Origin of the sequence: Stakelama marina (assembly GCF_018122655.1) — a bacterium.
Lineage (GTDB): Bacteria > Pseudomonadota > Alphaproteobacteria > Sphingomonadales > Sphingomonadaceae > Sphingomonas > Sphingomonas marina.
In genome coordinates this window covers 24,139-50,423 of record NZ_JAGRQC010000001.1, presented here as the reverse complement: position 1 = coordinate 50,423, position 26,285 = coordinate 24,139, and the positions used below count along the sequence as shown (strand labels likewise).

Sequence of the window (26,285 nt, the reverse complement as noted above, 5' to 3'; positions counted from 1 at the left end):
GGGGGCGTGCGCGGTCAGGAAGACCGCGCCGCCACTTCTACCAGCAGGACGCGGGCGATGGCCGGTTCGCGCTTGTGCATCGCCTGATTCAATTCGGCCGAAAAGCGGCGTGCGTCGACGGCGATGAACGGCGACGCCGACAGCCGCGAAAATTCGGAACCGATACTCAGCGCCTGCGCGCGCAGCGTCGGCAGTTCCGCCGTCAGCTTCTGCGCCGCCTCGTCATCCTTGGCTTCCAGGACGATCCTGAAGCGAAGCGCTCCTTCGACACGTCCGGCATCGACGATCGGCACCGAAATGCGCTCCATCGGAATGAAGGCGAGGTCCGTTCCATTGCCGCCGCCCGATGCCTGCGCGCCGCCAAGCGGTAGCGCCGCGATCGTCGCACTGCCGATAAGAAGGAGCCTGCGCATCATGTCGTCTTGTCCGTCACGGGGATCGAAAAGTCCGGCCAGCCGACACCTGCGGCCCGCCACCTTTCTATAATAGAGGATAATTTCATTCGGAGACCGCATGAGCCGCGATCAGAGGCCTGGAAAGATCAAGATCGTCAGCAGCGGCAGCCCCTCGCCCGGAGCGGGGAGCGCCGTTGCGGTCGCGAATGGCGCGCAACAGGCGGGAGGCGGCGCAGACGCCGCTTCGGGCGCCGCAGCGGCAGACACGGCGCCTGCTACCGGCTCGTTCCTGATCCCTGCGATCCTGTTTCTGGTCGGCTGCCTGGTCGGTGGCGCAGGGCTCGTCGCCCTGCTTCGATTTGCGGGCTGATCGTTATGCGAACGATCCTTCTCGTCTCATCGGCATGGCTGGCACTGACCTCGGCAGCCCCGGCAACCGCACCGAACGGCGACCATGCGTCCGGCCACCAAGCACCGTCCTCGCCCGCCCAATCGCAGGGCGCTGGAAAGCAGGTCGATCACGCGCCGTCCGTTGCGCTACCCGGCTTTGCGGCGTCGCTCGCCAATGCGCCGATGATCGAAGCAAGCGAAGCCTGGAAGGCGGTTCCCTATCGCGACGCGTGGCGCGCGATCGCGCGCAGCACGCCCGGCACGCGGCAACAGGCGCGGTGGCGCTACGCCTCCAGCCTGATCGGCAGTGGCGATTCAGCCGATGCGCTCGGCGTGCTCACTGTAATGGCCAAGGACGACCCCGACCTCGAACTCGTCCCCGCCTATCAGCTCGCGCTCGGCGCGGCGCTGGTCGGGCTCGGGCGCACCGGCGATGCGCTCGCCGCGCTGTCCGGCGACCGGCTGGTCGACAATCCCGAAGCCTGTGCCTGGCGCCTTCGTACGCTCGGTGAGGCGGGGATGGGATCGGACGCGCTGATGCAATGGTCCTGCGCGCGAACGGCGATCGCTTCGCGCCCACGCGGGCAGCGTGCTCCGTTCCTGATCGCGGCCGCGCGCGCCGCGCTCGATGCCCATCGTCCAGCGCGCACGCTGGCGCTGCTCAATACGCTCGCCGATTCCGATCCTGCCGTGAACCTGTTGCGCGGCCGCGCCTATCTCGCGCTCGGCCAGGAGCAGGAGGCCCGTTTGCGTCTCGACCGCGTCGAAGACAATGGCACCCCGTTTCAGGCCGCCGACGCCAGGATCTCGATGATCGAGGGCCGCGTCGCGCATGGCCACGGTGCTCCGCGCGACATGCTGAAACAGCTCGACAAGATCAGCTATGGCTGGCGCGGGGGCAAGCTTGAAGAACGTGCGCTGCGGCTGCGCTATCGGCTCGCCGGCAAGCTCGAGGAAGACCGCGCCGTGCTGCAGGCCGGCGCCACGCTGTTTCGCTATTTTCCTGCCTCGACCGACAGCGGTGCGCTGCTCTCCTCGCTGCAGGACCGCCTGGCGGGTATCCTGGCCCCCGACAGCAAGCTCGCGCTTCCCGAAGCTGCCGGATTGTTCTGGAATTACCGCGATCTGACGCCAGCCGGCGCGCGCGGCGACCTGTTGGTAAGCCAGCTCGCCGACCGCTTGCAGGCGGCCAGGCTCTACAAGCGGGCGGCCGAACTACTCGACTATCAGTTGACGGCGCGGCTGAAGGACGTCGCGCAAGGCCCGCTCTCGGTGCGCGTGGCGAAACTGTATATTCTGGCGGGCGAACCGGACGAAGCGCTCCATGCGATCCGCGATACCGACGGCAATGTCTATCCGGACGACATGCGGTGGTCGCGCAACCGTGTCGAAGCCGTGGCGCTCAACCAGCTCGGCCGCACCGAGGAGGCGCTCGCAACGCTCGAAGGCGTACCCGACGGCGATGCGATCCGCGACGAAATCGAATGGCGCCGCCGCAACTGGAAGGCGCTGGCAGAGGGCGGCGAGATCACGCTGCCGAAGGCGGGCAAGCTTAGCGACGTATCCCAGGCGATCATCCTGCGCCGCGCCGTGGCGCTGGCGATGCTCGGCCGCGAAAGCGGGCTGGCGGGTCTGCGCGATCGCTATGGCAAGGCGTTTGCCGGGCTGTCCACTGCCCCGGCTTTCGACCTTCTGACCGGTCCGCTCGATGCGCTGAATCCCGATACCGTGGCAGGCGCGATGGCGGCGATTCCGACCGCAAGCCCGGCCGGCGACATCGCCGATCTCCTCGCGATCGATCCGGCTGCGGTCCAGCTCGCAAGCAAATAGGTCGTACACGGACCGAACAACGAAAAAAGGGGCGCGGTCTGAAGACTGCGCCCCTTCTTTCACATCTGCCGCGGTTGCGGTGAAGCCTGCCCTACAGGAATTTGGTCAGGTTCAGCGACGAAAGCTGGGCAAACACCGAATAGCTCGCCTCCAGTGTCGCCTTTTGCTGGGCGAGATCGACCGCGACCTTGCCGAGGTCGGCGTCCTCGTTATCGGCGATAATGTCCTGAAGCAGCAGCGAACGCTGTTCGGCGCGCTCGCTAAGCGTTTCGAGCTGGCCCTGTTTGCGCCCATTTTCGCCGTTCACCGCGCGCAATGTCGTCATGCCGTCGTCGATCTGCGTCAGTGCGTCCTGCAGCGCGGTCTTCTGCGCATCGGTCAGCGTCGCACCGATCGGCCCCGCCGCCGCAAGCGTCCGGAACGCTTCGTAAATGCCCTGCCCAACCTCGCTCGCGGTGATACCATAGGTGATGTTGCGTCCATCGGCGATGTGCGCGGTCGGGCGCACGTCATCGTTGCGAAAGGCATCGGTGGACGGGGTCGCCGCCGCCTCGGCCAGCGTCTGCGGCGCAAAGGGCGTGACGTCGCCGCGCGATCCGGAGAATAGCGAAACGCCGCCCTCGGCCGCGTTGAGGCTGTTGCGGAACTGATCGAACGCGCCCTGGATCATGTCCTGCAGCCCCGACGACTGGTCGGTGCCGATCGAAGTGACGATCTGCGTCCGCAGATCGCCCATCGCGGTATCGATGCCGGTGACGTGCGCGTCGTAGATGGCAAGCGTCGTCGCAACATGCTTCGACGTCTGTGCCTGCGCCTGCTGCTTGGCAAGCATCGAATGTGCCGAGATCGTGCGCACCGCTTCGGTGCCCAGCCCGGCATAGTCATGCGCCTTCTTGCCCGTCGACAGCGATGTCTGGGTGGCCGAAAGTTTCTGCTGTGCCCGCTGGATGGCGTCGGCCATCGTGCGCTGGAGGGGAATGGTGGCAACCCGGTTCATTACGCTACCTTTCAGCGGACCATTTCAAGAAGTGTGTCGTACATTTTCGTCGCCGTCGTCATGACGCGCGCAGCGGCCGAATAGCTGTTCTGCAGCACGACCATCTGCGACAGTTCCTCGTCCAGATTGACGCCGGCATAGCTGTCGCGGCGGTTGACCGCATCGTCGCGCCGGGCAGTGGCGTCGGACAGCATGTCCTTGGCCTGTGCGGCCTCGGTCCCGGTACGCCCCATCAACAGACTGGAAAAACGCTCGATGGTCGAGGCGCCGTCCTTGCCGAAATCGACGACCGCAGCCAGGGCATCGACAAAGCCGCCGGCGCCCCGCGTATCGCCGCTGCCGACCGCTGGCTGCCCCACGGCAGCGCCCGTCTGAAGCTGAGCGAGCGGCAGCTTGCGCGGGTCGGACAGAACGGCACTGCGCACCGCTGCGCTGTCCAGTCCACTCGCATGGCCGGTCAGCCCCGAAAGCGTCGAGAAGGATACCCCCGTGCCATAGCGGCTGGTCGAATCGGACGGGATCGATATCGATGCACCGGCAACGCTCGGATTGGCGTCGAACTTCATCCGGCCGCGATCGTCGAGGGCAAAGGTGCCGAACGCGCCAAGCGTTCCCTGATTCAGCTCGGTCACGAGATCGCCGAAGGTGGGACCGACCGACCCGGTCAGCGTCGCCTTGCCGAGGGTACGGCCCGCCGAATCGCGCAGCACGATCTGCGCTGTCTCCCCGGCACCGAAACCATGCGGGTCGCCAGCGTCAAAGCCCGGTGCGACCAGCGTTCCGCTCTCGCTGCGCAGAATGTCGTTCATTCCGAAATAGTGCGAAAAGCCGTTACCCGCACGGGCGCTGGGCGGCGTGCCCTGCCCGATCGCGACACCGTTCGCGCTGCTTGTCGCGGCAAGCGTCAGGCTTCCGCCCTGCAGGCTGGCGGTTGCCTGCCCGCCCAGCCCCGCATTGATCGCGGCGATCGCGTCATCGACGGTCGCTCCCGCACCCAGCGCGTCGAAATCGACCGACGTGCTCGCGACCAGCACGCCTTTCTGGTCGGTGACGGCAAAAACCGCCTGCCCGGTAAAGCCAAGCCGATCACCGCCGATCAGCCCCGTCGGCCGTCCTTCAAGCCGGTTTGGCGGCGGGAACGTCGTTCCGGCGTTCGATACCGCGTTCAAGGTCTCTGCAAGCCCGCCGAACAAAGATCCGAGCTGGTCGGAAAAGCCCGGCAGCGCACGGTCACGCAGGTCGAGCAGGCCGCCCAGCTTGCCACCGATCGCCGCGGTATCGAGCTTTTCGCCGGTGGCCGCGCCGGGCTCCCCGGACGAATTGGCGAAACGGATGTCGATCACCGGATAGCTTGGCTGCGCGACCCCGTCTCCCGCGACCGGATAGGAAAGCTGGCGCAGCCGGCCATCGACCAGCACCGCACCGTTTGCGGCGTCGATATTGATGCGACCGTCGGGCTGCTGGCGGGTGGAGATTTTCATCATCCCGCTCAGTTCCTCGATCGCGGACATGCGCTGCCCCTCGGCGCCTGCCGTGCTGCGGCCCAGCCCTTGTTGCTGCGCGACGGTGGCGTTGAGCGTATGGATGCGCTGCAACAGGCCGTTGATCTGATCGACCGAATAGCCGACTTCCGACTCCACGTCCCCGCGCAGTACCGCGACGTCGCTGTCGAGCTGACGGAGCGACGCCACGGCATCCTGCACGTTCGATGTAAAGGCGGACGCGGTCTGGGTGGAGCTCTGCGCGCCGGTCATCTCGATCGCGGACGCGGCAATCGCGTCGAGCCGCGCGGGCAGCCCCGATTCCGCCCCCGGCTCGCCGAGCAGCGCCTGCAAACGATCGAGATAATTGGCGGTCACATCCGCCCGGCCCATGTCGCCCGAGCGCAGATATACCGACTGTTCGAGAAAACGGTCGGCAACGCGCGCCGGCTCTCCGATGACCACGCCGGAAACGCGTCCCTGCGTGACACCGGTCGAAAGGGATACGCGCTCGCGCGCATAGCCGGGCGTGCTGACATTGGCGATGTTGTTCGATACCGAACGGAGTCCGGCCTGCGCAGCAGACAGGCCGGATACCGCCGATCCCAGGATTTCACTTAACGACATCTGGTCGTGCCCTGTCAGCTATTGGCGTCGATCACGAACGTCAGCGCTTCAGCGCGCTGACTTCCTGGAGCATGTCGTCCACCGTGGTGATGATCTTCGACGACGCGCTATAGGCGCGCTGGAAACGGATCATGTTGGTGAACTCCTGCGCCAGATCGACGTTCGACGCCTCCAGCGTTCCCGCCGAAATCGCACCGCTGCCCAGTTCGCCGGGGCGATTGATCGCGACATTGCCCGACTGCTGCGAAACGCCATAAGCATTGCCCGGCAGGCGGGTCAGGCCGTCGGGGTTGGCGAAGGTCGCGACCGGCAACTGGAAGACCGCGCGCGCGGTGCCGTCGTCGAAGATGGCGCTGACGACGCCTTCCTTGTTCACCTCTACCGAGACGAGATTGTTGAGCATGCCGCCATCGACGCTGGAGGCGATCAGCGCGGATTCGCTGCCGAACTGCGTAAGTCCGTCGAGCCCGTCCTGGCTGCCGAGGTCGAGCGAGATCGGCGACGATCCCGCCTGGTTGTTCCACGCGACGTTCAACGTGTCGAACAGCGCCGGCGTCGAATTCGCGAGGTCGAGGCTACCGTCGGGATTGAACGCGACATTGCCGCTCGACAGCAGGCCGTTGGCGGCGGTCACTTCGGCCGGATCGCCATAGACCTCGGCCACCCACTGGTTCGGGCCGGTCTTGGCAAAACCCATCGTGATCTGGTGTGCACCACCCTGCGCGTCGTAGATTTCGAAGGTGCGCGAGAAATGCGGGGTCAGCGTGCCCGTCGCCATGTCGCCCGCGGCATAGGCGCCGGTCAGCGGGGCCTGCGTCGATTGCAGATTGGCGCGCACCTGAAGATGCGAGGTGGCGACCGCCGTCCCGGTAAGGCCGCTGAGGCGAACCGGCTGCAATTCGTTGAGGCTGCCGGTGTTGGTGAAACCGCCGGTCGCATCGAGCTTCCAGCCTTGCAGATAATAGCCGGCGGTATTGCGCAGATAGCCCTGTTCGTCGGGGCGGAAGGCGCCCGCGCGGGTGAATGCGACGCCGCTGGCCTGGTCTTCGGTCGCGCGCGTCACGAAAAAGCCCGCACCCTCGATGCCGAGATCGGTCTGGCTGCTCGACGCCTGGAGCAGCCCCTGTTTGGAAATCGTTGCGCGCGGCGCGGCCGCAACGCCGCCCGCCGAATAGCTGCTGCGGATCGATCCATCGGTGACGAGCGATTTGAAATCGGCCTCGACGCCCTTGTAGCCGATGGTGTTGATGTTGGTGATATTGTCGGCAACGGTCGCCATTGCGCTCGACTGGGCGCTAAGGCCGGACACGCCGGCATAGAGAGCGGAATAAAGGCTCACGAGATGCATCTCCTGGTTCACGGGCGGCGCGCGCCTGCCCCAGATGCAATTGTAGAGGGGTCACGACCCCAATCCCAAAGGGCGGCAAATTTTTCCTAGCTGCCCGCCCGGCGGTGCGACGCGCCTCTATAATGGGAGCATTCAGCAACCAAGGACCGCCCGATGCTCCGCATTTCCCTTCGCGACAATGAAAAGATCGTCATCAACGGCGCAGTGCTGCGGTCTTCGGGCCGGACCGACATCGTCGTAGAGAATGAGGCGGCGATCCTGCGCGGCCGCGACGTGATGGCTCCCGAGGACGCCGATACGCCGGCCAAGCGGCTCTATTTCGCCTGCATGATGGCGTATCTCGATCCTGAAAATCTGGTCCAGCACCAGAGCCATATTCTTACGCTGTTCGAACAGCTCATCCACGCGCTCGAAGCGCCCGAGGCGAAGGCGAACTGCGTCGCCTTCGCGCGCCGCGTCGCGGCCTGCGATTTCTATCGCGCCCTGACCGAATGCCGCGCGCTGATCGCCTATGAGGCAGAGGCGCTCGGCCGGCTGCTTCCGGCTGACGCCGCCTGAGGCCGACCGATGCAGACGCTGGCGTCCGCAACGCGAGCGATCGGCGCGATCGCTCCCGACCGCCACTTCGGCAAGGTCGCCGCGGTGCGCGGCGCGTTGATCGAGGTCGAAGGACTGCTCGGCGCCGCGCGCATCGGGTCGCAGATCGTTATCGGCAGCGATGAAGGACTGGTCGATGCGGAAGTCACCGGTCTCGACCGTGACGTTGCACACTGCCTGCCGTTCAGCGATCCGCGCGGCGTCGCGGCCGGATCGCGCGCGGATCTTGCCGCCGGCCAGTCGCGCCTGCGCCCGGCCGATGGCTGGCTGGGCCGCGTGGTCGACGGGCTGGGCCGGCCGATCGATGGCAAGGGGCCGCTACAGCTCGGCCCCGAAGCGCGTCCGATCAAGGCCGATCCCCCCGCAGCCGCGAGCCGCAACCGTGTCGGCGCCAAGATCGAAACGGGTGTCCGCGCGCTCGATATCTTCGCACCTTTGTGCAAGGGGCAGCGCCTGGGCCTATTCGCCGGGTCGGGTGTCGGCAAATCGACGCTGATGTCGATGCTGACGCGGTGGACCGATTGCGACGTCGCGGTCATCGGACTGATCGGCGAGCGCGGGCGCGAGGTCCAGGAATTCATCGAGGACGATCTCGGCCCCGAAGGACTGGCGCGCAGCGTCGTCGTCGTCGCCACGTCCGACTCCCCGGCGCTGATGCGCCGTCAGGCGGCCTGGACCACGCTGGCGATGGCCGAACATTTCCGCGACGCCGGGCGCGACGTATTGTGCCTGATGGATTCGGTCACGCGCTTCGCCATGGCGCAGCGCGAAATCGGCCTCGCCAACGGCGAACCGCCCGCCACCAAGGGATATACGCCGACCGTCTTTGCCGAATTGCCGCGCCTGCTCGAACGCGCCGGCCCCGGCGGGCCGGGACAGGGATCGATCACCGGGCTGTTCAGCGTGCTGGTCGATGGCGACGATCACGACGAACCCATCGCCGATGCGGTGCGCGGCATTCTCGACGGCCATATCGTCATGTCGCGCAAGATCGGCGAGCGCGGTCGCTATCCGGCGATCGACCTGCTCAAATCGGTGTCGCGCATGCTGCCCGAATGTCACAGCGACGCTGAAAATGCCGTCCGCATGAACGCCGCTGCGCTGCTTTCGACCTATGCCGACATGGAAGAGCTTGTCCGGCTGGGCGCGTACAAGGCGGGGTCCGACCCCGCTGTCGACACCGCGATCCGCCTCGCACCCGCGATCGAGAATCTGCTCAAACAGACCAAGAAGGACCGCGGCAACGCCGAACAGGATTTAGCGCAGCTCGCGGCACTGCTGGAGACGCCCGCATGAAGACCCCGTTCGACGCGATCCTGCGCACCCGCAGACGCGAACTCGATCAGGTGCGCATCGCGATCAATGCGGAAGCGTCGCGCCTGGTCGAGATCGACGATGCGCATGCCGTGCTGCGCGAGGAAGTCGCGCGCGAATGTCATACCGCCTCGGCCGACTGGGCGATGTCGACGCATGCCTATCTGCGCCGCAAGCTGGCAGAGCGCGCAACGCTTCATGCGCGGCGCATCGCTGCGGCGGAGAATGTCGAGATGCTGCGCGGACGAGCGGCCGAAACCTATGGCTCGATGCGCGCGATCGAAAACGCCGCGGACCGGTTTCGCTTCGATGTCGAACGCAGGCGCCAACGCGCAGAGCAGCAGGCCGCCGACGAGGCAGGGACCGCCCGCTTCGTTCGCGACGCAAATGCCGCGCGGCGACCGCAGGCAGGAGAGCGATGATGCAGACGATCGACCTCGGCACGATGAACCCCGCCGCGCGCGCTCGGCTGATTTATTCGCAAGCGCGTTCGGAGGTGACGGACCGGCTGTGGCAGGCCGCAATCGGCGGCGCCGACCGGGGCACCGATCGTGCGGATTCGTGGCAGGCCGCCGGCACGCCCGGATCGCTCGATTCGATGCTGACCTCGCTTGTCGCGCGTAACAGAGCACCGGGCAGCGCATCGCTATCCGGTCCCGAATCGCTGCTGCCGGCAGGGTATAGCCCGGTCACCCCCACCGTCGTTGCGCCCAGCCCCGGCCCGGTCGCCAACATGGCGGCGCAATCGAACGGAGCGGTCGATGCCGTCGGTGGACTGGGCGTCAACGCCGGCTATGCGCCGGCGCTCGAGCGCGCAGCGGAGCGAAGCGGCGTCCCCGCCCCTTCGCTCGCGGCAATCATCGATGCCGAAGCGGCCAAGCGCTCCGACGGGAGCTGGAACCTGTTTTCGCGCAATCCGCGTTCGAGCGCGGCCGGGCTCGGTCAGTTCCTGTCACGGACCTGGATCGGGATGGCCGAACGCGAGGGGAACTGGCTCAACGACGTCGCGCGCGACAAGGGCTGGCTCGATTCGCGCGGCAATGTCCGATCCCAGGCGCGCGGGCCGCTCCTGGCGCTGCGGTACGACGCCGAAGCGTCGATCAATACGATTGCCGATTATGCCCGGTCGAATATCGACCATATCCGCAATTCGGGCATTCGCACGCCCGACAACCCGGCCGCGCTCGCAAAGCTCGCTTATCTGGGCCATCATCTCGGCCCCGGCGACGCCGTTCGCTTTCTGGACGGGGGGTTGAGCGACCGGCGCGCAGCCACGCTCTTGAAGGCGCAGATCGGTGCCGGTCGGGCTGCCGATCGTATCGATCAGGCGGGAAGCGCCGCCGATGCGCACCGCGCCTGGCTCAACAACTATATCGCGTCGCACATCCGTCCCGACCGATTCAGCGACAACGGCGCCACCGCTTACGCATAAATTCCGTCGGACGATCCGCGAACCCTCTAAATCATCCTATATTTCAACCTATATTTGCTAACGGCTTGATCGGCTGACCTCTGAAGGGGGCAGTCGCCCACCCGAAGTCATTTATCTATATTTTTCCTATTTTTTCCGTGTGATGAATGCGCGATCCGCGAAATTTTCTGCGGTACGCCGCCAAAACGCGATCCGTTAACCTAGGTATTAGTACATATAGGATCGCCAACATTCCTTTAGAGCGCTGGCCTCTATCCCCGTCATGCCCGGTAGCGGTTACCGGCACTCAAGGGGAAGAGTTACGATGTCGAAGACCACTGACGCACTGGAAGCCGCGGTCGCCGCGGTCATCGCCAACAAGCCCGCTGACGGCAGCCGTCCGACGGCTCGCCAGCGCGCCAATGTCGACAAGGCTTTCGCCGCGATCCTGAAGCTTATCGCGCCGCGCATTCGCCACTTTGTCCGTCAGTACGGTCTTACCGCCTTCCATGAGGACGCCGAACAGGTCTGCGCCATTGCCGTGCACCGCGCAATCGAGGCCTATGACCCGGAAAAGGCGAAGTTCACCACTTTCGTCAACTGGCAGATCCGCGGTGAGCTGCAGAGCCTGCGCTTCCGCATGATGACCGACCAGCGCCCCTCGGCGAAGAAGGTCGATGGCGTCACCGTTTCGATCCACGCCGGCACCACCACCGCCGATGGCGAGGAAACCACGCTCGAAGCGCTGATCGAGGACGAAGACGCCCTCGATCGCACCGAAGAAGCGGCGGCCGAGCATCTTGCCGACCAGGCGTCCATCGCCCTGATCGACGCCTATATCGAGCAGGAGCGCGCCGCCGGCATCGCCCAGTTGCGCAAGCGTTCACGCACCCGCCGCCCGTCGACCGAGCTGCGCAAGGCGCGTCCCGACCTGCCCGTCGGCTTCCGCGCCCACATGCCCGCGGTCGATCCGGCCGAGGTGGAGAAGCTCGACGAGCGTCTCGAGCGCGACCGCGAGATCATCAAGCGCAGCCTGTTCGAAAGCGACACGCAGCATGCGCTGAGCCTCGACACCAGCCTGACCCGCGAACGCATCCGCCAGATCACGCGCCGCGCTTCGAAGCACATGGCCGAACTGGTGACCAACGACCCGCGCTTTGCGATGCTGGCCGGACGCGCAGCCGCCGTCGCCGCCAAGCCGGCTGCTCAGCCCACTGTTTCGACCGCCGGCATTCTTCCGGCGATGCACCAGCCGCACAACAAGATGGTTTCGGTTTCGAAGCCGGCGGCTCGCACCGAAGAAACTCTGGATCGCGGCACGGATGCCAAGCCGCACAACGAACGCGTCGAGCACGGCAGCGCACTGCCGGCCTGACCAACCGGAACCGCCCGGCTGCCGACCCCGCGGTCGGGCGGACCAACCCCAATTCGTAAATAAAAAGTTTACGGCGGGCGCCCGAGCTATCGAGCGCCCGCCTATAATGCTCCTGTCTGACAGAGAGGTGGATAGGTGGCAGGTTTGCAGTGGTGCGGTTCGGGCGCAGAGGCGAAAAATCGCACCTGCCGCCGATCAAAGGCGACGCAGTTCCGCATCGCGCCGGCCGACGCCGGACGGATCCGCTGTTACGCAACCGAAATTCTGGATCGCGCATCCGCCTGCTTTCTGACCGTCTCGCTCGACCCGAAACGGCCTGACAATCCTGTCATCGCCCTGCTCGACGCCCAATGGAATCCGCTTGCAGATTCCTCTGCCAACACCTGCCATGCAACCCGGCTCCTGCGCGCCGCGCTGGCGCCGCTCCTGCAGTCTCTCTCCGAAGCATGGCCGCCGCACGCACTTTCGCAACCGCTGGGTGTCGTCAGCGACGGAAGCGGTATCGGCTTCAGCCCCGACCTGCCCTGCCCGCATCACGAAAACTGGGCGGGCCACATATTTGACGGCGATGCGCGACTGATCGAACTCCTTGCTTTCCAACCCGGATCGACCTGGTCGCTGCTTTCCACGCTTTCGGGCGGCGATACGCGGCACTGATTTATCTCTTTGGAAATTCGGCATATTGCGCTATCGCGCGGGTGATGGTGGTTAATGCCGGATCCAAAACTCTCTTTGCCGACGGACGCTGCTAGCGCCGCCCAGGCCGAGCGCATCGCGCTGATCGAGATCGACCGCTTTCGCAAGGTGGTCTTTCCCAATCGTCTTCGCGAGCTCCGCATCGAAGCCGGCCATCCGACGCTGGTCGGGTTCGCCGCGCATGTAACCGACATTCCCTATATCCGCCTGTCGAAGATCGAACGCGGAGAGGTTGTCGCCCGCGCTGTCGAGTTGCGGCGCGTGGCAGCGGCGCTCGCGGTTTCGCCGACGGCGCTGCTGATCGACATCGATTCGCAATATTTCGACATTGCGCGCTGGGCCTCGCCATTCGGTATCGAGGAAGACGGCGAGGAAGCGGAACTCGCGATGCTGCTGGCCGCGGCGTTGCGCCAACGGCGCACGGACGACGCAGCGCTGACGCTCGCAGCACTGGAAAGCGAATACGGCCTGCCGCCAGTCATCGTTTCTCGCGTCGAACACGCAGCGAAGCCGGTCGACCGCTGGAATGCGGCGACGATCGCCGCGCTATGCGCGATCATCGGCGTTGCCGACCCCGAGCATCTCGAACAAGGGCTGCGGCAACTTCATGCCGATGGTGCGCTCGACGAGGCGCTGCGGCAGATTCCCGGGGCAACCGAACGCGAGGACCGGACGCGGGAACGCGTCGCGGCACTGCGCCGGGAACTTTCCGAACCTGCGACTACGCCGCTTCCCGGCAACGAGCCGGCGCATACTAATGTGGACAGCGCCGAAAAGCGGATGCTGGCCGTGATCGGATCGCCGATCGCCGACGGGCTGATCGCAGACATCGCGACCGGCGAACATATCGCCGCGCCACTTGGCGCCGGCCCCCGCGCTTATGCATTGCGAATTTTCCGGTCCACGCTTGGCCCCGGGCTTCCCGCCAGCGCGATCCTGACCGTCGACCCCGACCGTTTTCCGGCCCCCGGCGGCCTTGCAGTGATCCGCGAAAACGGTGCGTTGCGCGTCGTCGGCATCAGCACCGATCGGACCGGCGCGATGATCGGGTTCAGCCTGAACCCGGATAGCTCGGTTGCGATCGACGTGCTGTCACCGCAGGACGTCGCAGCGGTGACAGCCGCCTCCTTCTAGGACTTTCCGTAAGAATCCATAGCTGCGGCGATCGCTCGGCTCCGCCTCCTATAATGAGGGGGTGAGCAAAGAATCGGATATCGCCGTGCAACAAATCGCTTCCCGTATCGACGCTCCACTCCTGCGGCGCGCTCTGCAAAGCGTCGCCGACTTCGTGCGGTTGCCCGGCGTTGGCGAATTGATCGTAATGGGGTGTCTGGTCGCTGCCGCCATGTTGCTGGCCGACCACTGGGACGCGCAAAGCCAGCTCCTTCTGCTCCTTACCGAACACAGCCAATTGAACCTCGACGATGCGCTGATGGGCGTGCTCGCGGCGTCGTTTCTTTTTCTCGGCTGGGCGATACTGCGGAACGTAAAATACCGGGCTCTGCTACGCCAGCGCATCGCGCTGGAGCAGGAAGCGCGCCAGCTTGCCGAAACCGATGGTTTGACCGGATTGCTCAACCGCACGGCGCTTGGCCCGCGCTTTGCCAGCCTGCGCAAGGCCGCGCGCCGCGATCAGCAGATGACGATGATGATTCTCGACCTCGACCGTTTCAAGGCGATCAACGACGTTCACGGCCATCCTGCGGGCGACAGCGTGCTGGCTGCGATCGGCGCCCGGCTGACCGACGTAGCAGCCGAATTTTCCGCCGTCGCAGCACGGCTGGGCGGCGACGAGTTCATGCTGTTCCTCGTCCACGACGCCGGATCGCGGGCCCCCGACCGGCTGGCACAGGCGATTCTCGAACGGTTTCGGCAACCGATCGAAACCGGGACAGGCACGCTCATTGCCGACACGAGCATCGGCATCGCATCGCAACCCTGCCAGCGTGCCAATTGCACCGAACTGCTCAGCCGTGCCGATACCGCGATGTATGCGGCAAAACGGTCCGGCAAGGACCGAATCCGCCATTTCCGGCCGGGAATGCGTCAGGGCCTGCGCGACCGCTCCAAGCTCGAAACCGAATTGCGCGAGGGACTGGGACGCGACGAGTTTTTCCCGGTGTATCAGCCGATCTTCGCGCTGAACTCGGGCACGCCGGTCGGATTCGAATGCCTGGCGCGCTGGAAACATCCGCAGCGCGGCCTGCTTCTGCCAGAGCTCTTCATCCCGATCGCGGAAGAGACCGGCTATATTACCGAACTCAGCCTGAAAATGCTGCGTCAGGCATGCCGCGACGCGCGTCGCTGGCCGGACGCACTGATATTGTCGGTGAACATCTCTCCGCTTGAACTTCGCGACGCCAACCTTGCGACCGAAATGCTCGCCATTCTGAAGGAGGAAGGCATCTCGCCGAACCGGTTGAGCGTCGAGATCACCGAATCCGGCCTTATCGCCGACCCTCGCGCGGCCGATACAGTGCTCTCCCGGTTGAAAAGCGCCGGCGTGTCGATCGCGCTGGACGATTTCGGCACCGGCTATGCCAGCCTGCAACATCTGCGCGAACTTCAGATTGATCGCATCAAGATCGACCGTTCGTTCGTCCAGCAACTCACAACTCGCACCAACAGCGAAATCGTCCGCGCCTCGATTGCGCTTGCCCGAAACCTGTCGCTGGGCATCACCGCCGAAGGCGTCGAATGCAGCGACAGCGTGGACCTGTTGAAGGATTGGGGCTGCGATCTGGGCCAGGGTTTCTATTTCGGAAAGCCGCTATCCGCGTCGGAAGCCACCGAAAGCCTCCTGGGTGGCTCGCTCTCGGATAGTGCCCTTCGCGGCGGGCAGGTCGATGCGGCCTGACGCACTGCGCCGTTCACCTGCACGATCAGTTCGCAAGTCGAATGGCGCCATCGCCATTGACGCGCCTGTCAGGCGTGACATGCTTGCCCGATGCGGATCGCGGTGTTCGGAACCAAGCGATACGATCGCCAATATCTGACCGAGGCGAATGCCGGCTTCGGCCACGAACTGCTGTTTCTCGAGCCGCGCCTCGACCGGGTGACAGCTCCGCTCGCGGATGGTGCGCCCGCGATATGTGCGTTCGTCAACGATCAGCTCGACGCCGCGGTGCTCGAGACACTTGCCGCCGCAGGAACGCGGATCGTCTCGCTGCGCTGCGCTGGATATAACAATGTCGATCTGGCCGCGGCCCAGCGGCTGGGATTGCCCGTCGTCCGCGTGCCCGCCTACTCGCCGCACGCCGTCGCCGAATTCGCCATCGGCCTGTTGCTTGCGCTCGACCGCAAGATCCACCGGGCCTGGGCACGCGTGCGCGAAAACAATTTCGCGCTCGACGGACTGATCGGACGCAATCTGCACGGTCGCTGTGTCGGGGTGATCGGCACCGGCCGCATCGGTGCGCTGGTTGCACGCACGCTGAAGCTCGGTTTCGGCTGCGAAGTGCTCGCCAGCGACGTTGCCGAAAGCGCGGAACTGGCGGCGATCGGCATCCGCTATGTATCACGCGAAGAGCTGTTCGCCCGGGCCGAAATCGTCACGCTGCACTGTCCGCTGACGCCCGATACCCGCCACATGATCGACGACGCCGTCATCGCCGCAGCGCGCGACGATCTGGTCATCGTCAATACCAGCCGCGGCGCGTTGATCGACACCCGCGCGCTGATCGCCGGGCTCAAGTCGAAGAAAATCCGCGGTGTCGCGCTCGACGTCTATGAACAGGAGGCCGACCTGTTCTTCGAGGACCTGTCGAACGAGATCATCGACGATGACGATTTCCAGCGGCTCCTGACCTTTCCCAACGTCCTCGTGACCGGGCATCAGGCGTTCCTGACCGAAGAGGCCTTGCGCGGTATCGCGCACACAACGCTCGCCAATGTCAGCGAGTTCGAGGCGGGGCGGCCACTCGTCAACCAGCTCGGTCCCCATCACGTACATCCGAAATAGGTCCGGCGGCGGTTTCCGCGTCTAAGCCAGATGCCCCTCGATCCGCGAAAGATGACGCGCCTGATGGCGCGCACGGTGATCGAGCAATGAATAGACCACCATCTTCAGTCCGCTCGCGATTGCAAAGGAAACGAGCGCATACCCCCAGACGAACAGCGCCAGTCGCCAGCCGACCGGCTGCATGAACCAGCCATAGACCACCGCAAGCGTGCCGAGCACCTGCGTCGCCTCGCACGGCACGATCAGCTTCCAGCTTGGCCAGGGCCGCTGCCAGATCGGCCCCTTGTTGCGCGTGAGGTAGATCGTCATGTGCCCCGCCACCAGCAGCTTGAGGAACACCACCGACTGCACGACGGGCGCGGCCAGATGGAACTGATCGCGCGCCAGCCAGAACACGCCGAAGCTGCTGAACACGCCGAACACGCCCAACGCAGACGCCACCGTCAGCACGCGCACCATGTCCCAGCGCACGGGCTTCGGCGCGACGGGTGCGTTGTCATAGGCGATCATCATGATCGGGATGTCGTTGAGCAGCGCCAGCAGCACGACCATGATCGCGGTGACGGGGTAGAAATTGAACGCCAGGATGCTGGCGGTCATGAACAGCAGCACGCGTATCGTCTCTGCTATGCGATAGATGGCATAGCCCGTCATCCGCTCGAAAATCTGGCGCGCCTGTTCAATGGCGCTGGTAATGACCGACAGGCCCGGCGCGGTCAGCACCAGATCGGCGGCAGCGCGCGCCGCATCGGTCGCGCCCGATACCGCGATCCCGACATCTGCCTGTTTCAGCGCCGGCGCATCGTTCACGCCGTCGCCGGTCATCCCGACGATATGCCCGGCATCCTGCAGCGTCTTGACGATCGCGAACTTGTGTTCGGGAAATACGCGCGCAAAGCCGTCGGCGGCCTCGATCTTCGGCAACAGGCTGGCCGAGGCGGTATCGCCCTTTTCGAATACACGGTCGGCAACGACGATGTTCTTGCCGAGATCGACTTCGCCCGCGATCTGCCGCGCGATCGCTTCATGATCGCCGGTCACCATCTTGAAATCGAGGCCCATCGCCCGCGTGGCGGCAATGGTCTCGGCGCTGTCGTCGCGCGGTGGATCGAACAGCGGCAATATGCCGAGGAAGCGCCACGCCTTGCCATCGTCGGACCGCGCCACGCCGAGCGTGCGATATCCCTTGGCCGCGGCGGCCTCTACCGTCTTGTCCACGCGCGCGGACAGTTCCGGGTCGGGGGCGCATAGTCCCAGGATCACCTGCGGCGCCCCCTTGGCGACGTGGAAATGCCCGCCATCCATCGCGACCGCGGCCTCCGAACGCTTGGTGACCGGATCGAAGGGCTGGAAATGATCGATATGCGCACGCTCGATCAGCGCCGGATCGGGCAGCGCGGCGACGACCGCGCTATCGATCGCATCGGGGGCGTCGCGGCGCGAAGCGAGCGCCGCCGCCGCCAACAGGTCGGAAACCTCGACGCCGTCGGCGGGCTGCGGATCGCCGAGCGTCAGTTCGTTCTTGGTCAGCGTACCGGTCTTGTCGGTGCACAGCAGGTCCATGCCCGCCATCTCTTCGATCGAGACGAGGCGCGACACGATGGCACGCATCCGCGCGAGCCGCTCGGCGCCTACCGCCATCGTTACCGACAGCACCGCGGGAAGCGCGACGGGGATCGAGGCGACCGCCAGTATCAGCGCGAACTGCGCGGTTTCGATCAGCGGGTCCTGGCGGAACAGCGCAGCCGTGCCGATCACCAGCACGAGCCCGATCGTCGTCAGGATCAGGAAATTACCGATGCGCAGCACGGCGCGCTGGAAATGCGACACGCTTTTCGCGCTTTCGACCAGGTGCGCGGTCTTGCCGAAATAGGTGTTCATTCCGGTTGCCGTGACCACCGCCGTCATCTCGCCCAGCCTGGCAATCGACCCGGAATAAGCGGTGTCCCCGGGCTTCTTGTCGACCGGCAGCGATTCACCGGTAAGCGCCGATTGATCGACGCTCAGATAATCGCCGCCGACCAGCCGCGCATCGGCGGGTACCACGCTGCCGATCCTCAGTGCGATCAGATCGCCCGGCACCAGCAGCCGCGCCGCCACCTCCTGCCATTTTCCGTCGCGGCGGACGTCGGCTTTGAGCGCCAGCCGCTGCTTGAGCAGCGCGATCGCGTTGTCGGCCTTCGCTTCCTGCCAGAAGCCCACGCCGGCATTGACGAACAACATGGTCAGGATCACCGCGAGGTCGGCCCAGTGCCGCACGACCGCCGAAAGCACCGCGGCGATCTCGATCATCCAGGGGATCGGCCCCCAGAAGAAATGCGCCAGCCGTTCGAGCAAGCCGACCCGGTGTTCGGCGAGTATATTTTCGCCGTATTGCCGAAGCCGGGCGCTGGCCTCCGCCTCGGACAGCCCTTGCGGATCGCTTAATTCGGCTTGGTCGGTGTTATCGCCGGTCACATCAGAACCGGCGGCGACCCGCGAATTTGGCCGGTGCTTGTCCATCACCATGCGGAAACAGCCAGCCGCGTCGCCCCCAAAGACCGGGCATGATCCCGCACGGCTCCAATTCCCGAAACGGAATCGGATGGCACCATCCTTGTGTCGAACACAGCCGCCTCCAAAAACGGTGGCAGGTTTATGTCGCGTCAGGACCGCGCTGAATGGGTATTGTCCCGTAAGCTGGGGCGGGCGTGGCTACGACCAAAAATATGAGGGTCTAATCGCCCGCACGCCCCGCTCTGCTAGCGACCGCCTCGACCAGTCGTAGCGGCAGCGATCCCGGCGCGAGCACCGCATCATGAAAAGTCCGCACATCGCCAGCATCGTGTCGCAAAGCCGCAAGCCTGTCTGCCATCAGGAATTCGGCGGCGCGAATGCCGGGTTCGAGGCAAATGCGCGCAACATCGTCCTCGATCGGCGCGAAGATCACACCTTTGCCCTGCAGGTCGCGAAGCTTCGCGACAGCGTACTGCCGAGTCCAGCCATGGTGATGGATGCCGGTATCGGCGAGGGCACGGCCGACGCGGAACAGTGCCCATTGGATGTATCCGAGCTCGGCCGCCGGATCGCCTTCGAATGCACCGGTATCGGCCATCAGCCGTTCGGCGTAGATCGCCCACCCTTCCGTGAAGGCTGCGGCATGGGCCAGCCGTAACCGGTGCGGCGCCGCAGCTGCCTCAATCGGCATCTGCAGCATGTGGCCGGGCAACAGCTCATGGTGGACAACACTCGGCAACGTCCAGCTGGGGCGCTGGCGGATATCACTGAGGTCGACGAAATACCCCCCCTCCCCCGATCCGTCGGCGGGCGGCACCGTGCGATAGCCGCCCCTGCCGGCGACCTCATCGGCCGGCGACATGCGCCGCGCCGCGACATGGTCGACCGCCGGCGGGATATGCGAGAACGCCCGCGGCAACCAGGAACGCGCGCGGGCAAGGCGTCGGTTCATGTCGGCGACGGCACGGTCGCGCCCCGCATCGCTGTCGGGATAAAGGTAACGCGGTTGCTCCGCCAGCAAGCGAAAGCGTTCGCCGGTCGATCCGCTTTCCATGCCGATCGATCGGAACAAGGTGTCGGCCCTCGCCACAAGATTCCGGGCAAATGTTTCCGCCCGCGTATGGGCCGAAGCCGGCCTCACCGCCTTACCCAGCGCACGTTCGAGCATCAGCGCGAAATAGTGCGCCCCACCGGGGACTCGCGACAGGCCGGGTGCGGTGGGAGCGATGCGCTGCTGCCCTTCCAGAACCGCTACCTGATCGACCAGTGCATCGGCTACCGCCCCCTTCGCCGCGGCGGCCGCGGCGGTTACCTGCCGCACCGTTTCTGTCAGGAGTGGCCGCGGCAGAACCACACCGCGACGGGCGGCGAGCGCAAGTCTGTCCGTTTCTGCGGCCAGTTCGCTTGCCGCGACCGGCTTACCCGCTGCGACCTTCCGCCACCCGCCGTTGCGCGGAGAAACCGGATAAGGCGATCCGCCCGGCGCCAACCAGGGCCAGATCGCCTGCATCCGTGCGTCCGTGGCGAGCCCGTCTCGCACCGCGAGAAGATCGAAGCGCCGAACCGGAGACAGTCCAGCCGGGTCGAATCGTTTCAGCCTGGCCAGACCGGCGACAGGGTCGCCCGCGCGAGCGATATCGTCGAGCAGCGCGAGCAATTCGGCATCCTTGCGCAATGCGGCTCGGGCGACCGAGGGCGGGAGCACCGCAAGCGCGGCCGCGCCACGCATGAAGTTTCGCCTGGAACAAGGTGAAAGTGCGCTCAGATCAGCACCTCATGCGTGCGCGCCCAATTGAGAAGCAGTTCGGGCCAGCGCCCCGCCGGCTTGCCGATGACGCGACGCATCGCAAAGCCGTGACCGCCATGTTCGAACAGGTGCGTTTCGACCGGCACCCCCTTCGCCTTCAGCGCGGCGCGGAACATCAGCGTGTTCTCCACCGGAACCGACGGATCATCCTCGGCATGGCAGAGGAAGCAGGGCGGCGTGTTGTCCTTTACATTCATGTCGGGCGAATGCGCAGTCTCAAGCTTCTCGTCCGCGTTCTTCCCGATCAACGCCGTTCGCGACCCTTCGTGTGCAAAGGGCCTTTTCATCGTCATGACGGGGTAGATCGGCGCTGCGACCTTTGGCCGCGCCGAGAGGGTATCGGCATCGTCGATGGCGTCATATGTCTTCGCATCGAAACGCGTTGCCAGATCGGCACACAAATGGCCGCCGGCGGAAAATCCCATTGCGCACACCCGTGCCGGATCGATCGCATAATCGGCTGCACGGTGGCGGATCAGCCGCATCGCGCGTTGTGCATCGGACAACGCGACATCGGGTCCGGCCGCCCATCCCTGGTCGGGAAGGCGGTAGAACAGGACAAAACAGGTAAATCCGCGCTCGGCGAGCCACTGCGCCATCTCATAGCCTTCGCGGTCGATGACGACACGAACGTAACCACCGCCTGGCATGATCAGCATCGACGCGCCATTGGGCCGCCACGGCTTGAACACCGCCATTCGCGGCACGGTTATATTGTCCACCGCGCGGTCGTTGATCGCGCTGTCTTCGCTGCGTTCCTCGACGCTTTCGGTCGGTGGATTGGCGGGCATGCCCGGCGCGCCATCCGGCCAGAGGTCGATGGTCTCTACGGGTTGCGGCCAGGCGGGCACGTCATCTCCTGCGATATGCGGCGGGGCGGTCTGTGCCGTCCCCTTTCCAGAAAGCCCCATGCCCGCCGCAGCGAGCGAGCCGATAAGTGCGGTGCGGCGGTCGATCATGAGAGCGCCCTGTAGGTGAAGTTGGAAAAGCGAACCTCGCCATCGCCTGCCGAATAGAGCGCGGGGCGCAGGCTGAGGAAATCATAGGCCGTGTTGTGGTTGTACCCCGACACTTCCATCTGGACGTCGAACTTGTCCCAATTCCGGCCGCTGTCGGCGCTGGTGTACATCGTCACGATGTTGCGATCATTCTCGATGGCGACGCGCATTCGACGCCCGATCTCGGGCGGCTTGCCAGTCTGTCGCTGCAAGCCATAGCGGTGCATCATCAGCCCCTTCGCGTTGAGTCCCAGTCCGGCATAGAGCCGGCGATTATAATAGAGCAGCAATCCCCCCTCGGCGCCGGGATCGATCCCGACATCGACTTCGATCCGATAGGCGTGATCGCCGCAGATACAGGTGATCGGGGAGCAATCCGACGGCGTCGCGCCCTTGCCGCGAACCCGCATCACCCCATTCGCCCGCTGAACCCGCGCCTTCTCGTCAGGGCCGGGATCGTAGAAGGACCATTGGATGCCGAACTTGTCGGTCGAAAAATCGTCGCTGAGCGGCATTCCCGTCGGCAACTCGCCGAGATCGAGCGGCTTTTCCAATGGCGTCGAAAGATCGCCGCCGACCGGCCTCGCCCACCCGTCCGCGCTCCATTCGAACGGTTGCAACAGTGCCTGACGGCCCAGGGTCCAATAGCCATTTTCATATCCGTGATAGACCATCCACCACTGGCCGCCGGGACCTTCGAAAGGCGTGGCATGACCACGCGACCACCATTTCTCCGTAACGCTCTTGGTGTGAACGACCGGGTTTTCCGGATCGTTTTCCCACGGCCCGTCAAGCGTTCTGGATCGAGCCATGATGACCATGTGTCCGGTTGGCGGCCCCGCCGTGCCGCCCACTGCGAGCGTCATGTAATAATAATCGCCGCGCCGCGTAATCTTGGGGCCTTCCGGTGCGAACGTCTCTACGACCCAATCCTTGGGATAATGCCACGGGTCGTAGACATGCTCGACCGGTCCGGCGGTGCGAAGCCCGTCGGGCGTCAGCTTCACCCGGTCCCCGCCCGATAGGAAGAGGTATCGCGTACCGTCCTCCGCCACGGCATGGCCGGGATCGATATGGTCGGGAAGGCCAAGGTCGATCGGCTCCGACCACGGACCGTCAATATTCTTGGCGTGAATGACGTAGATCGATTTCTTCGTCGGCGTGCGCGCGGGAATATACACGAAATAGCGCCCGCCATGCTTCACCAGTTCGGGCGCCCAGACCGAACCGATCGGCGTGGTCAGTGCTGCGGTAACCGGACGCCAGTTCACCAGGTCGCGGCTGTGCCAGATGACGATCCCGGGATAAGCGTCGAAGCTGGAAAAGGTCAGGTAGTAATCGTCACCGTCGCGGAGGATCGTCGGATCGGGATGATCGCCTGCGAATATGGGATTGAGAAAGGCGCCGTTGCCGAGATCGGCTTTGCGCTGACTTTCGAACCCCTCACCCCATTTCATACCGGCATAGGGGTCGAGCGACGAACTTGCGCGCGCGCCCTGCCCCAGTGCGATTTTCGGAACCGTACCGAGCAGCCCGGCAGCCGCCACAGCCTTCAACCCGGTCCTTCGATCGAACATCGCTGACTCCTTGTAAAATATGGCTGGCGCAACAGGAGTCGCGCCAGCCACGAGGTGGGGAAAGTCAGTTGCGACCAGCGATCACAGCTTGAACCGAACACCAGCCATGATGACCCGACCGAAATGGTTATATTCGTAATTTCGCCGGGCAAAGTCGTCGACGAAGCGGTAGCGATAATCATCGGTCAGGTTGGTTCCGTCGAGCGAAAGCTCGATCTGATCGGTCAGTTCATAGCGGATCGCCGCATCGAGATTGAACGAACTGCCATATCCATCGAAGATATTCTTGTTGTTACTGGTACTGGTCAGATATCCGCTCCGATAGGCACCCGAAATACGGATCGAGAACTTGCCGTCGTCATAATAGATGGTTCCGTTCGCCGACCGCTTCGACAGGCCGAGCAGCGGGCGGGTATAAACCTGCTTGTTGACCGTATAATCGACCTTGCTGTCGACCAGCGTCAGGTTACCCAGCACGCCGAACGACCTGAGCGAGTCCGAAAATACCGAGAAGGGAAGATTAAGCGCGATCTCCATACCCTTCAGGCTCGCGCCCGGGCCGTTGATCGTGGTCTTGAACTCGAATTCGCGGTTCGGCTTGGCACCATTGACGATCGCGTCATAGACCGGCGTGCCAGGCGTCAGGATCGAGGTAGGGAGCCCGCTCGACGCATAGGTTCCTTCGCGGGTGCTTCCCAACGGGAAGCTGACGATATCCTTCTTGAACAACGCAACGGACGCCAGCGCCCCCGGCGCGAAATACCATTCGACCGCCGCGTCGTAGTTCGTCGCCCGGTACGGATCGATGAAAGGATTGCCCGATGAGATGCGAAAGTTGAATTCATCGACCGAACCGCCCGGCGTAAGCGCTCCGAGCGACGGGCGAGTCATCACCTTCGCGATGGCGCCTCGGATAATCACATTCTTGGTCGGATGCAGGTTGAGGTTCATCGCCGGCAGCCAGTCGTCATAGCCGCGCGACACCGATACGTAGGAACCGCTGACGAAACCCTGCGATGTCTGCGCCGTGTGCGCATAGCGGACTCCGGCGTTACCGGTCAGTCGCAGCCCGAAGACATAGGTTTCGAAATCGGCCTGGAACCACCCGCCACTGTCCTTTTCGCTAACCGAGCGCTGGTCGCCCTCCTTCAACACCGCAGGACGGTTGTAGAGGTCGAGAAAGGCAGTTCCCGCCTGAAGGTTGGGTTCGACCCAGGCATTGGTGTTGCCCGACGGCTGCCCAGCATTACCGAGATGAAAGATGTCGGACAGCGCATCGGTCACCGGCGCGCCATATTGACCGGGTGCGCAGGTGAACGCGCTGCAATATTTGCTGTCGCGCCGATACCCGACGGTATCGAAGTCGAACCGCCGATAGAACGGACCGCCGGTCAGCGTGAAATCGTCGGTGACGTCCCATTTCAGGTCCAGCGCAGCCGTGCGGAACTTGTTGGTGACCGATGACGGGCGATCCCGGAATTCGGCGAACTGGAACGCGCCGGGATCGGTGATTTCCGACCCGAAGGTCAGGACCGGCGTCTTCATGTTGGTATAATCGTAACTATACCCCGTAGCATCGCGATTATCGAACATCAGCGAAGTTTCGACTGGAATATCGGCATCCGATCGCGAGAACCCGCCACGCACGGTCGCGCTGAAGACATCGCTGAACGCCTGTTTCAGCTTGCCCGAGATCTGATAGAATTTGGTCTCGCTCTCGCGGTGATAGCGTTCGGTCCGGACATAGACGTTGTTGAGGTCGGCCGAGATGATGTTGTTGTCGCTGTCGATCGTATAGTTCGACAGGTCTATCCCGTCCTCGTTGCTGCGCAGCAGGACCTCGCCCCAGTGCTCATCGCGGTTTTCCTTGAAATCGGAGAACAGGCCGTCGATCGAAACCGAAGTCCGATCGGTCGGTTCCCATTGCAGCGAAGCCGTCGCGCCGAGACGTTCGCGGTCATGCGACACAAGCCCGTATCTGGGGATGCGGGGGTGAAACGCATTGGAAACCTCCGCGCAGCCTGCGTCGCCAGGATTGGCCGTGCAATCCACGCCATCGACCGAGCGGAAATCAGCCTGTGCCCAGCGAACCGAATTATTCCCCAATTCGGCGGTCTTGTACTTGGAATAGGCGACAGACGCCGAAACACCGAATGTTTCGTCGCTGTTGACCCATCCCAGCAGGCCGGCCAGTCGCGGCCCGACATTGTTGTTCAGGTCGTTATATCGCGCCTGTGCGCTGGCCGTCACCGTCACGCCCGATCCGTAAGCGAGCGGGTTGCCCGTGTTGAGATCGACTACCGCGCCCAGCGAACCTTCGTCGATTGCCGCCTCGGCGGTCTTGTGAACGACGATCGAGGAAAACAGCTCCGAGGCGAAAATATTGAAATCGAATGCGCGGTCGCGATTGGCCGACGCACCGTCGGTCGACGTCGCGATCGTTTCCATCCCGTTCACACGAACGCGTGTGAACTGCGCACCAAGTCCGCGGACGGTGATCGCACGCCCCTCGCCCGCGTCGCGTTCGATCGCAATGCCGGGAATGCGCTGCAATGATTCGGCAAGGTTCTGATCGGGAAATTTCGCAATATCTTCGGCCACGATCGCATCGACTGCCGAATTCGATTCACGCTTCAGGTTGAGCGCCGCGTCGAGCGATGCGCGATACCCGGTGACGACGATCTCGCCGCCTTCGGACTGATCGCCGACCGTCGGCCCGTTCTGCTGCTGATATGGCGCCGGCGCGCCCGGATTGACGCCGTTTTGATCGCCACTGTTCTGCGCCTGCGCAGTGCCCGTGGCCAGAACGATCACCGATGCGGCGCAAAGCAGCCGCGCCGAAATCGCCTTCTTCCCTCTCGATCCCCGCAAACCCCGCATGTATCCGTCTCCCTTTTTCTCCGGCCCGATTTTCCCGGGCTATCCGGCATGACACCGGTTTCTATCGATGGGTTGCACGGTGCAACCCGGTGATGTTTTCGGAGA

The 26,285-nt window shown here is 64.4% G+C and carries 20 protein-coding genes; 11 read left to right on the top strand and 9 right to left on the bottom strand.

Going from position 1 to position 26,285, the window contains the following annotated elements; translation table 11 throughout:
• Positions 1–14 precede the first annotated feature (14 nt).
• On the bottom strand, positions 15–416 hold the full coding sequence (locus J7S20_RS00195) for a hypothetical protein (protein WP_284052216.1): 402 nt from the start codon (positions 414–416) through the stop codon (positions 15–17).
• Between the two features lie 97 nt (positions 417–513).
• On the opposite strand from J7S20_RS00195, the gene J7S20_RS00190 reads away from it, so the two are divergent.
• Both J7S20_RS00190 and J7S20_RS00185 read left to right on the top strand, forming a co-directional pair.
• Positions 514–765, top strand: coding sequence for a hypothetical protein (locus tag J7S20_RS00190; protein ID WP_284052215.1), 252 nt, complete (start codon positions 514–516; stop codon positions 763–765).
• A gap of 5 nt (positions 766–770) precedes the next feature.
• Positions 771–2,615, top strand: a complete 1,845-nt coding sequence (locus tag J7S20_RS00185; protein WP_284052214.1) for a hypothetical protein — start codon at positions 771–773, stop codon at positions 2,613–2,615.
• A gap of 91 nt (positions 2,616–2,706) precedes the next feature.
• On the opposite strand, the gene J7S20_RS00180 is transcribed toward J7S20_RS00185, so the two are convergent.
• The 3 genes from J7S20_RS00180 to J7S20_RS00170 are packed head-to-tail and all read right to left on the bottom strand — an operon-like array spanning position 2,707 to position 7,059.
• A complete protein-coding gene (locus J7S20_RS00180) occupies positions 2,707–3,612 on the bottom strand; it encodes a flagellin family protein (protein WP_284052213.1) in 906 nt (301 codons plus the stop codon).
• An 11-nt stretch (positions 3,613–3,623) separates the two neighbouring features.
• Positions 3,624–5,720, bottom strand: a complete 2,097-nt coding sequence (locus tag J7S20_RS00175; RefSeq protein ID WP_284052212.1) for a flagellar hook-associated protein FlgK — start codon at positions 5,718–5,720, stop codon at positions 3,624–3,626.
• Between the two features lie 40 nt (positions 5,721–5,760).
• A complete protein-coding gene (locus tag J7S20_RS00170; RefSeq protein WP_284052211.1) occupies positions 5,761–7,059 on the bottom strand; it encodes a flagellar hook protein FlgE in 1,299 nt (432 codons plus the stop codon).
• Positions 7,060–7,221: 162 nt separating this feature from the next.
• On the opposite strand from J7S20_RS00170, the gene J7S20_RS00165 reads away from it, so the two are divergent.
• The 9 genes from J7S20_RS00165 to J7S20_RS00125 all read left to right on the top strand — a co-directional run bounded on the left by J7S20_RS00165 (position 7,222) and on the right by J7S20_RS00125 (position 16,422).
• The gene (locus tag J7S20_RS00165; RefSeq protein WP_284052210.1) at positions 7,222–7,626 is read left to right on the top strand and encodes a flagellar biosynthesis repressor FlbT; all 405 of its coding nucleotides are present in this window, start codon (positions 7,222–7,224) and stop codon (positions 7,624–7,626) included.
• A 9-nt stretch (positions 7,627–7,635) separates the two neighbouring features.
• On the top strand, positions 7,636–8,961 hold the full coding sequence (fliI, locus tag J7S20_RS00160) for a flagellar protein export ATPase FliI (RefSeq protein WP_284052209.1): 1,326 nt from the start codon (positions 7,636–7,638) through the stop codon (positions 8,959–8,961).
• Positions 8,958–9,401 (top strand): hypothetical protein, encoded by a 444-nt coding sequence (locus tag J7S20_RS00155; RefSeq protein WP_284052208.1) that lies wholly within the window; start codon positions 8,958–8,960, stop codon positions 9,399–9,401. Before fliI ends, J7S20_RS00155 begins: the two co-directional genes overlap by 4 nt.
• Positions 9,398–10,411, top strand: a complete 1,014-nt coding sequence (locus J7S20_RS00150) for a peptidoglycan-binding protein (RefSeq protein WP_347709212.1) — start codon at positions 9,398–9,400, stop codon at positions 10,409–10,411. Before J7S20_RS00155 ends, J7S20_RS00150 begins: the two co-directional genes overlap by 4 nt.
• A gap of 304 nt (positions 10,412–10,715) precedes the next feature.
• Positions 10,716–11,765, top strand: coding sequence for a sigma factor (locus J7S20_RS00145; protein WP_284052207.1), 1,050 nt, complete (start codon positions 10,716–10,718; stop codon positions 11,763–11,765).
• Between the two features lie 135 nt (positions 11,766–11,900).
• Positions 11,901–12,422 (top strand): hypothetical protein, encoded by a 522-nt coding sequence (locus J7S20_RS00140; RefSeq protein ID WP_284052206.1) that lies wholly within the window; start codon positions 11,901–11,903, stop codon positions 12,420–12,422.
• A 54-nt stretch (positions 12,423–12,476) separates the two neighbouring features.
• Positions 12,477–13,595: a helix-turn-helix domain-containing protein gene (locus J7S20_RS00135; protein WP_284052205.1), complete on the top strand. Its 1,119-nt coding sequence runs from the start codon at positions 12,477–12,479 to the stop codon at positions 13,593–13,595.
• Between the two features lie 61 nt (positions 13,596–13,656).
• Positions 13,657–15,318 (top strand): putative bifunctional diguanylate cyclase/phosphodiesterase, encoded by a 1,662-nt coding sequence (locus J7S20_RS00130; protein WP_284052204.1) that lies wholly within the window; start codon positions 13,657–13,659, stop codon positions 15,316–15,318.
• A 90-nt stretch (positions 15,319–15,408) separates the two neighbouring features.
• Positions 15,409–16,422, top strand: coding sequence for a 2-hydroxyacid dehydrogenase (locus tag J7S20_RS00125; RefSeq protein WP_284052203.1), 1,014 nt, complete (start codon positions 15,409–15,411; stop codon positions 16,420–16,422).
• 21 nt (positions 16,423–16,443) lie between these two features.
• On the opposite strand, the gene J7S20_RS00120 is transcribed toward J7S20_RS00125, so the two are convergent.
• The 5 genes from J7S20_RS00120 to J7S20_RS00100 form a co-directional block, all read right to left on the bottom strand.
• Positions 16,444–18,879 carry a plasma-membrane proton-efflux P-type ATPase gene (locus J7S20_RS00120; RefSeq protein WP_284052202.1) on the bottom strand — a complete coding sequence of 812 codons (2,436 nt, stop codon included), beginning with the start codon at positions 18,877–18,879 and terminating at the stop codon, positions 16,444–16,446.
• Positions 18,880–19,138: 259 nt separating this feature from the next.
• On the bottom strand, positions 19,139–20,647 hold the full coding sequence (locus tag J7S20_RS00115; protein ID WP_284052201.1) for a DUF885 family protein: 1,509 nt from the start codon (positions 20,645–20,647) through the stop codon (positions 19,139–19,141).
• A 32-nt stretch (positions 20,648–20,679) separates the two neighbouring features.
• Positions 20,680–21,684 (bottom strand): alpha/beta hydrolase, encoded by a 1,005-nt coding sequence (locus tag J7S20_RS00110; RefSeq protein ID WP_284052200.1) that lies wholly within the window; start codon positions 21,682–21,684, stop codon positions 20,680–20,682.
• Positions 21,681–23,300: a family 43 glycosylhydrolase gene (locus J7S20_RS00105; RefSeq protein ID WP_284052199.1), complete on the bottom strand. Its 1,620-nt coding sequence runs from the start codon at positions 23,298–23,300 to the stop codon at positions 21,681–21,683. Before J7S20_RS00105 ends, J7S20_RS00110 begins: the two co-directional genes overlap by 4 nt.
• Positions 23,301–23,381: 81 nt before the next feature.
• Positions 23,382–26,180: a TonB-dependent receptor gene (locus tag J7S20_RS00100; RefSeq protein WP_284052198.1), complete on the bottom strand. Its 2,799-nt coding sequence runs from the start codon at positions 26,178–26,180 to the stop codon at positions 23,382–23,384.
• Between the last annotated feature and the right edge of the window lie 105 nt (positions 26,181–26,285).

What these genes read in the sequence shown, in the direction of transcription:
- J7S20_RS00175 (WP_284052212.1), bottom strand. Translation starts at nt 5,720, where the DNA reads ATGTCGTTAAGTGAAATCCTGGGATCGGCGGTATCCGGCCTGTCTGCT.
- J7S20_RS00145 (WP_284052207.1), top strand. Translation starts at nt 10,716, where the DNA reads ATGTCGAAGACCACTGACGCACTGGAAGCCGCGGTCGCCGCGGTCATC.
- J7S20_RS00115 (WP_284052201.1), bottom strand. Translation starts at nt 20,647, where the DNA reads ATGCGTGGCGCGGCCGCGCTTGCGGTGCTCCCGCCCTCGGTCGCCCGA.
- J7S20_RS00195 (WP_284052216.1), bottom strand. Translation starts at nt 416, where the DNA reads ATGATGCGCAGGCTCCTTCTTATCGGCAGTGCGACGATCGCGGCGCTA.
- J7S20_RS00125 (WP_284052203.1), top strand. Translation starts at nt 15,409, where the DNA reads ATGCGGATCGCGGTGTTCGGAACCAAGCGATACGATCGCCAATATCTG.
- J7S20_RS00180 (WP_284052213.1), bottom strand. Translation starts at nt 3,612, where the DNA reads ATGAACCGGGTTGCCACCATTCCCCTCCAGCGCACGATGGCCGACGCC.
- fliI (WP_284052209.1), top strand. Translation starts at nt 7,636, where the DNA reads ATGCAGACGCTGGCGTCCGCAACGCGAGCGATCGGCGCGATCGCTCCC.
- J7S20_RS00165 (WP_284052210.1), top strand. Translation starts at nt 7,222, where the DNA reads ATGCTCCGCATTTCCCTTCGCGACAATGAAAAGATCGTCATCAACGGC.
- J7S20_RS00135 (WP_284052205.1), top strand. Translation starts at nt 12,477, where the DNA reads ATGCCGGATCCAAAACTCTCTTTGCCGACGGACGCTGCTAGCGCCGCC.
- J7S20_RS00185 (WP_284052214.1), top strand. Translation starts at nt 771, where the DNA reads ATGCGAACGATCCTTCTCGTCTCATCGGCATGGCTGGCACTGACCTCG.
- J7S20_RS00105 (WP_284052199.1), bottom strand. Translation starts at nt 23,300, where the DNA reads ATGTTCGATCGAAGGACCGGGTTGAAGGCTGTGGCGGCTGCCGGGCTG.
- J7S20_RS00110 (WP_284052200.1), bottom strand. Translation starts at nt 21,684, where the DNA reads ATGATCGACCGCCGCACCGCACTTATCGGCTCGCTCGCTGCGGCGGGC.
- J7S20_RS00100 (WP_284052198.1), bottom strand. Translation starts at nt 26,180, where the DNA reads ATGCGGGGTTTGCGGGGATCGAGAGGGAAGAAGGCGATTTCGGCGCGG.
- J7S20_RS00190 (WP_284052215.1), top strand. Translation starts at nt 514, where the DNA reads ATGAGCCGCGATCAGAGGCCTGGAAAGATCAAGATCGTCAGCAGCGGC.
- J7S20_RS00150 (WP_347709212.1), top strand. Translation starts at nt 9,398, where the DNA reads ATGATGCAGACGATCGACCTCGGCACGATGAACCCCGCCGCGCGCGCT.
- J7S20_RS00155 (WP_284052208.1), top strand. Translation starts at nt 8,958, where the DNA reads ATGAAGACCCCGTTCGACGCGATCCTGCGCACCCGCAGACGCGAACTC.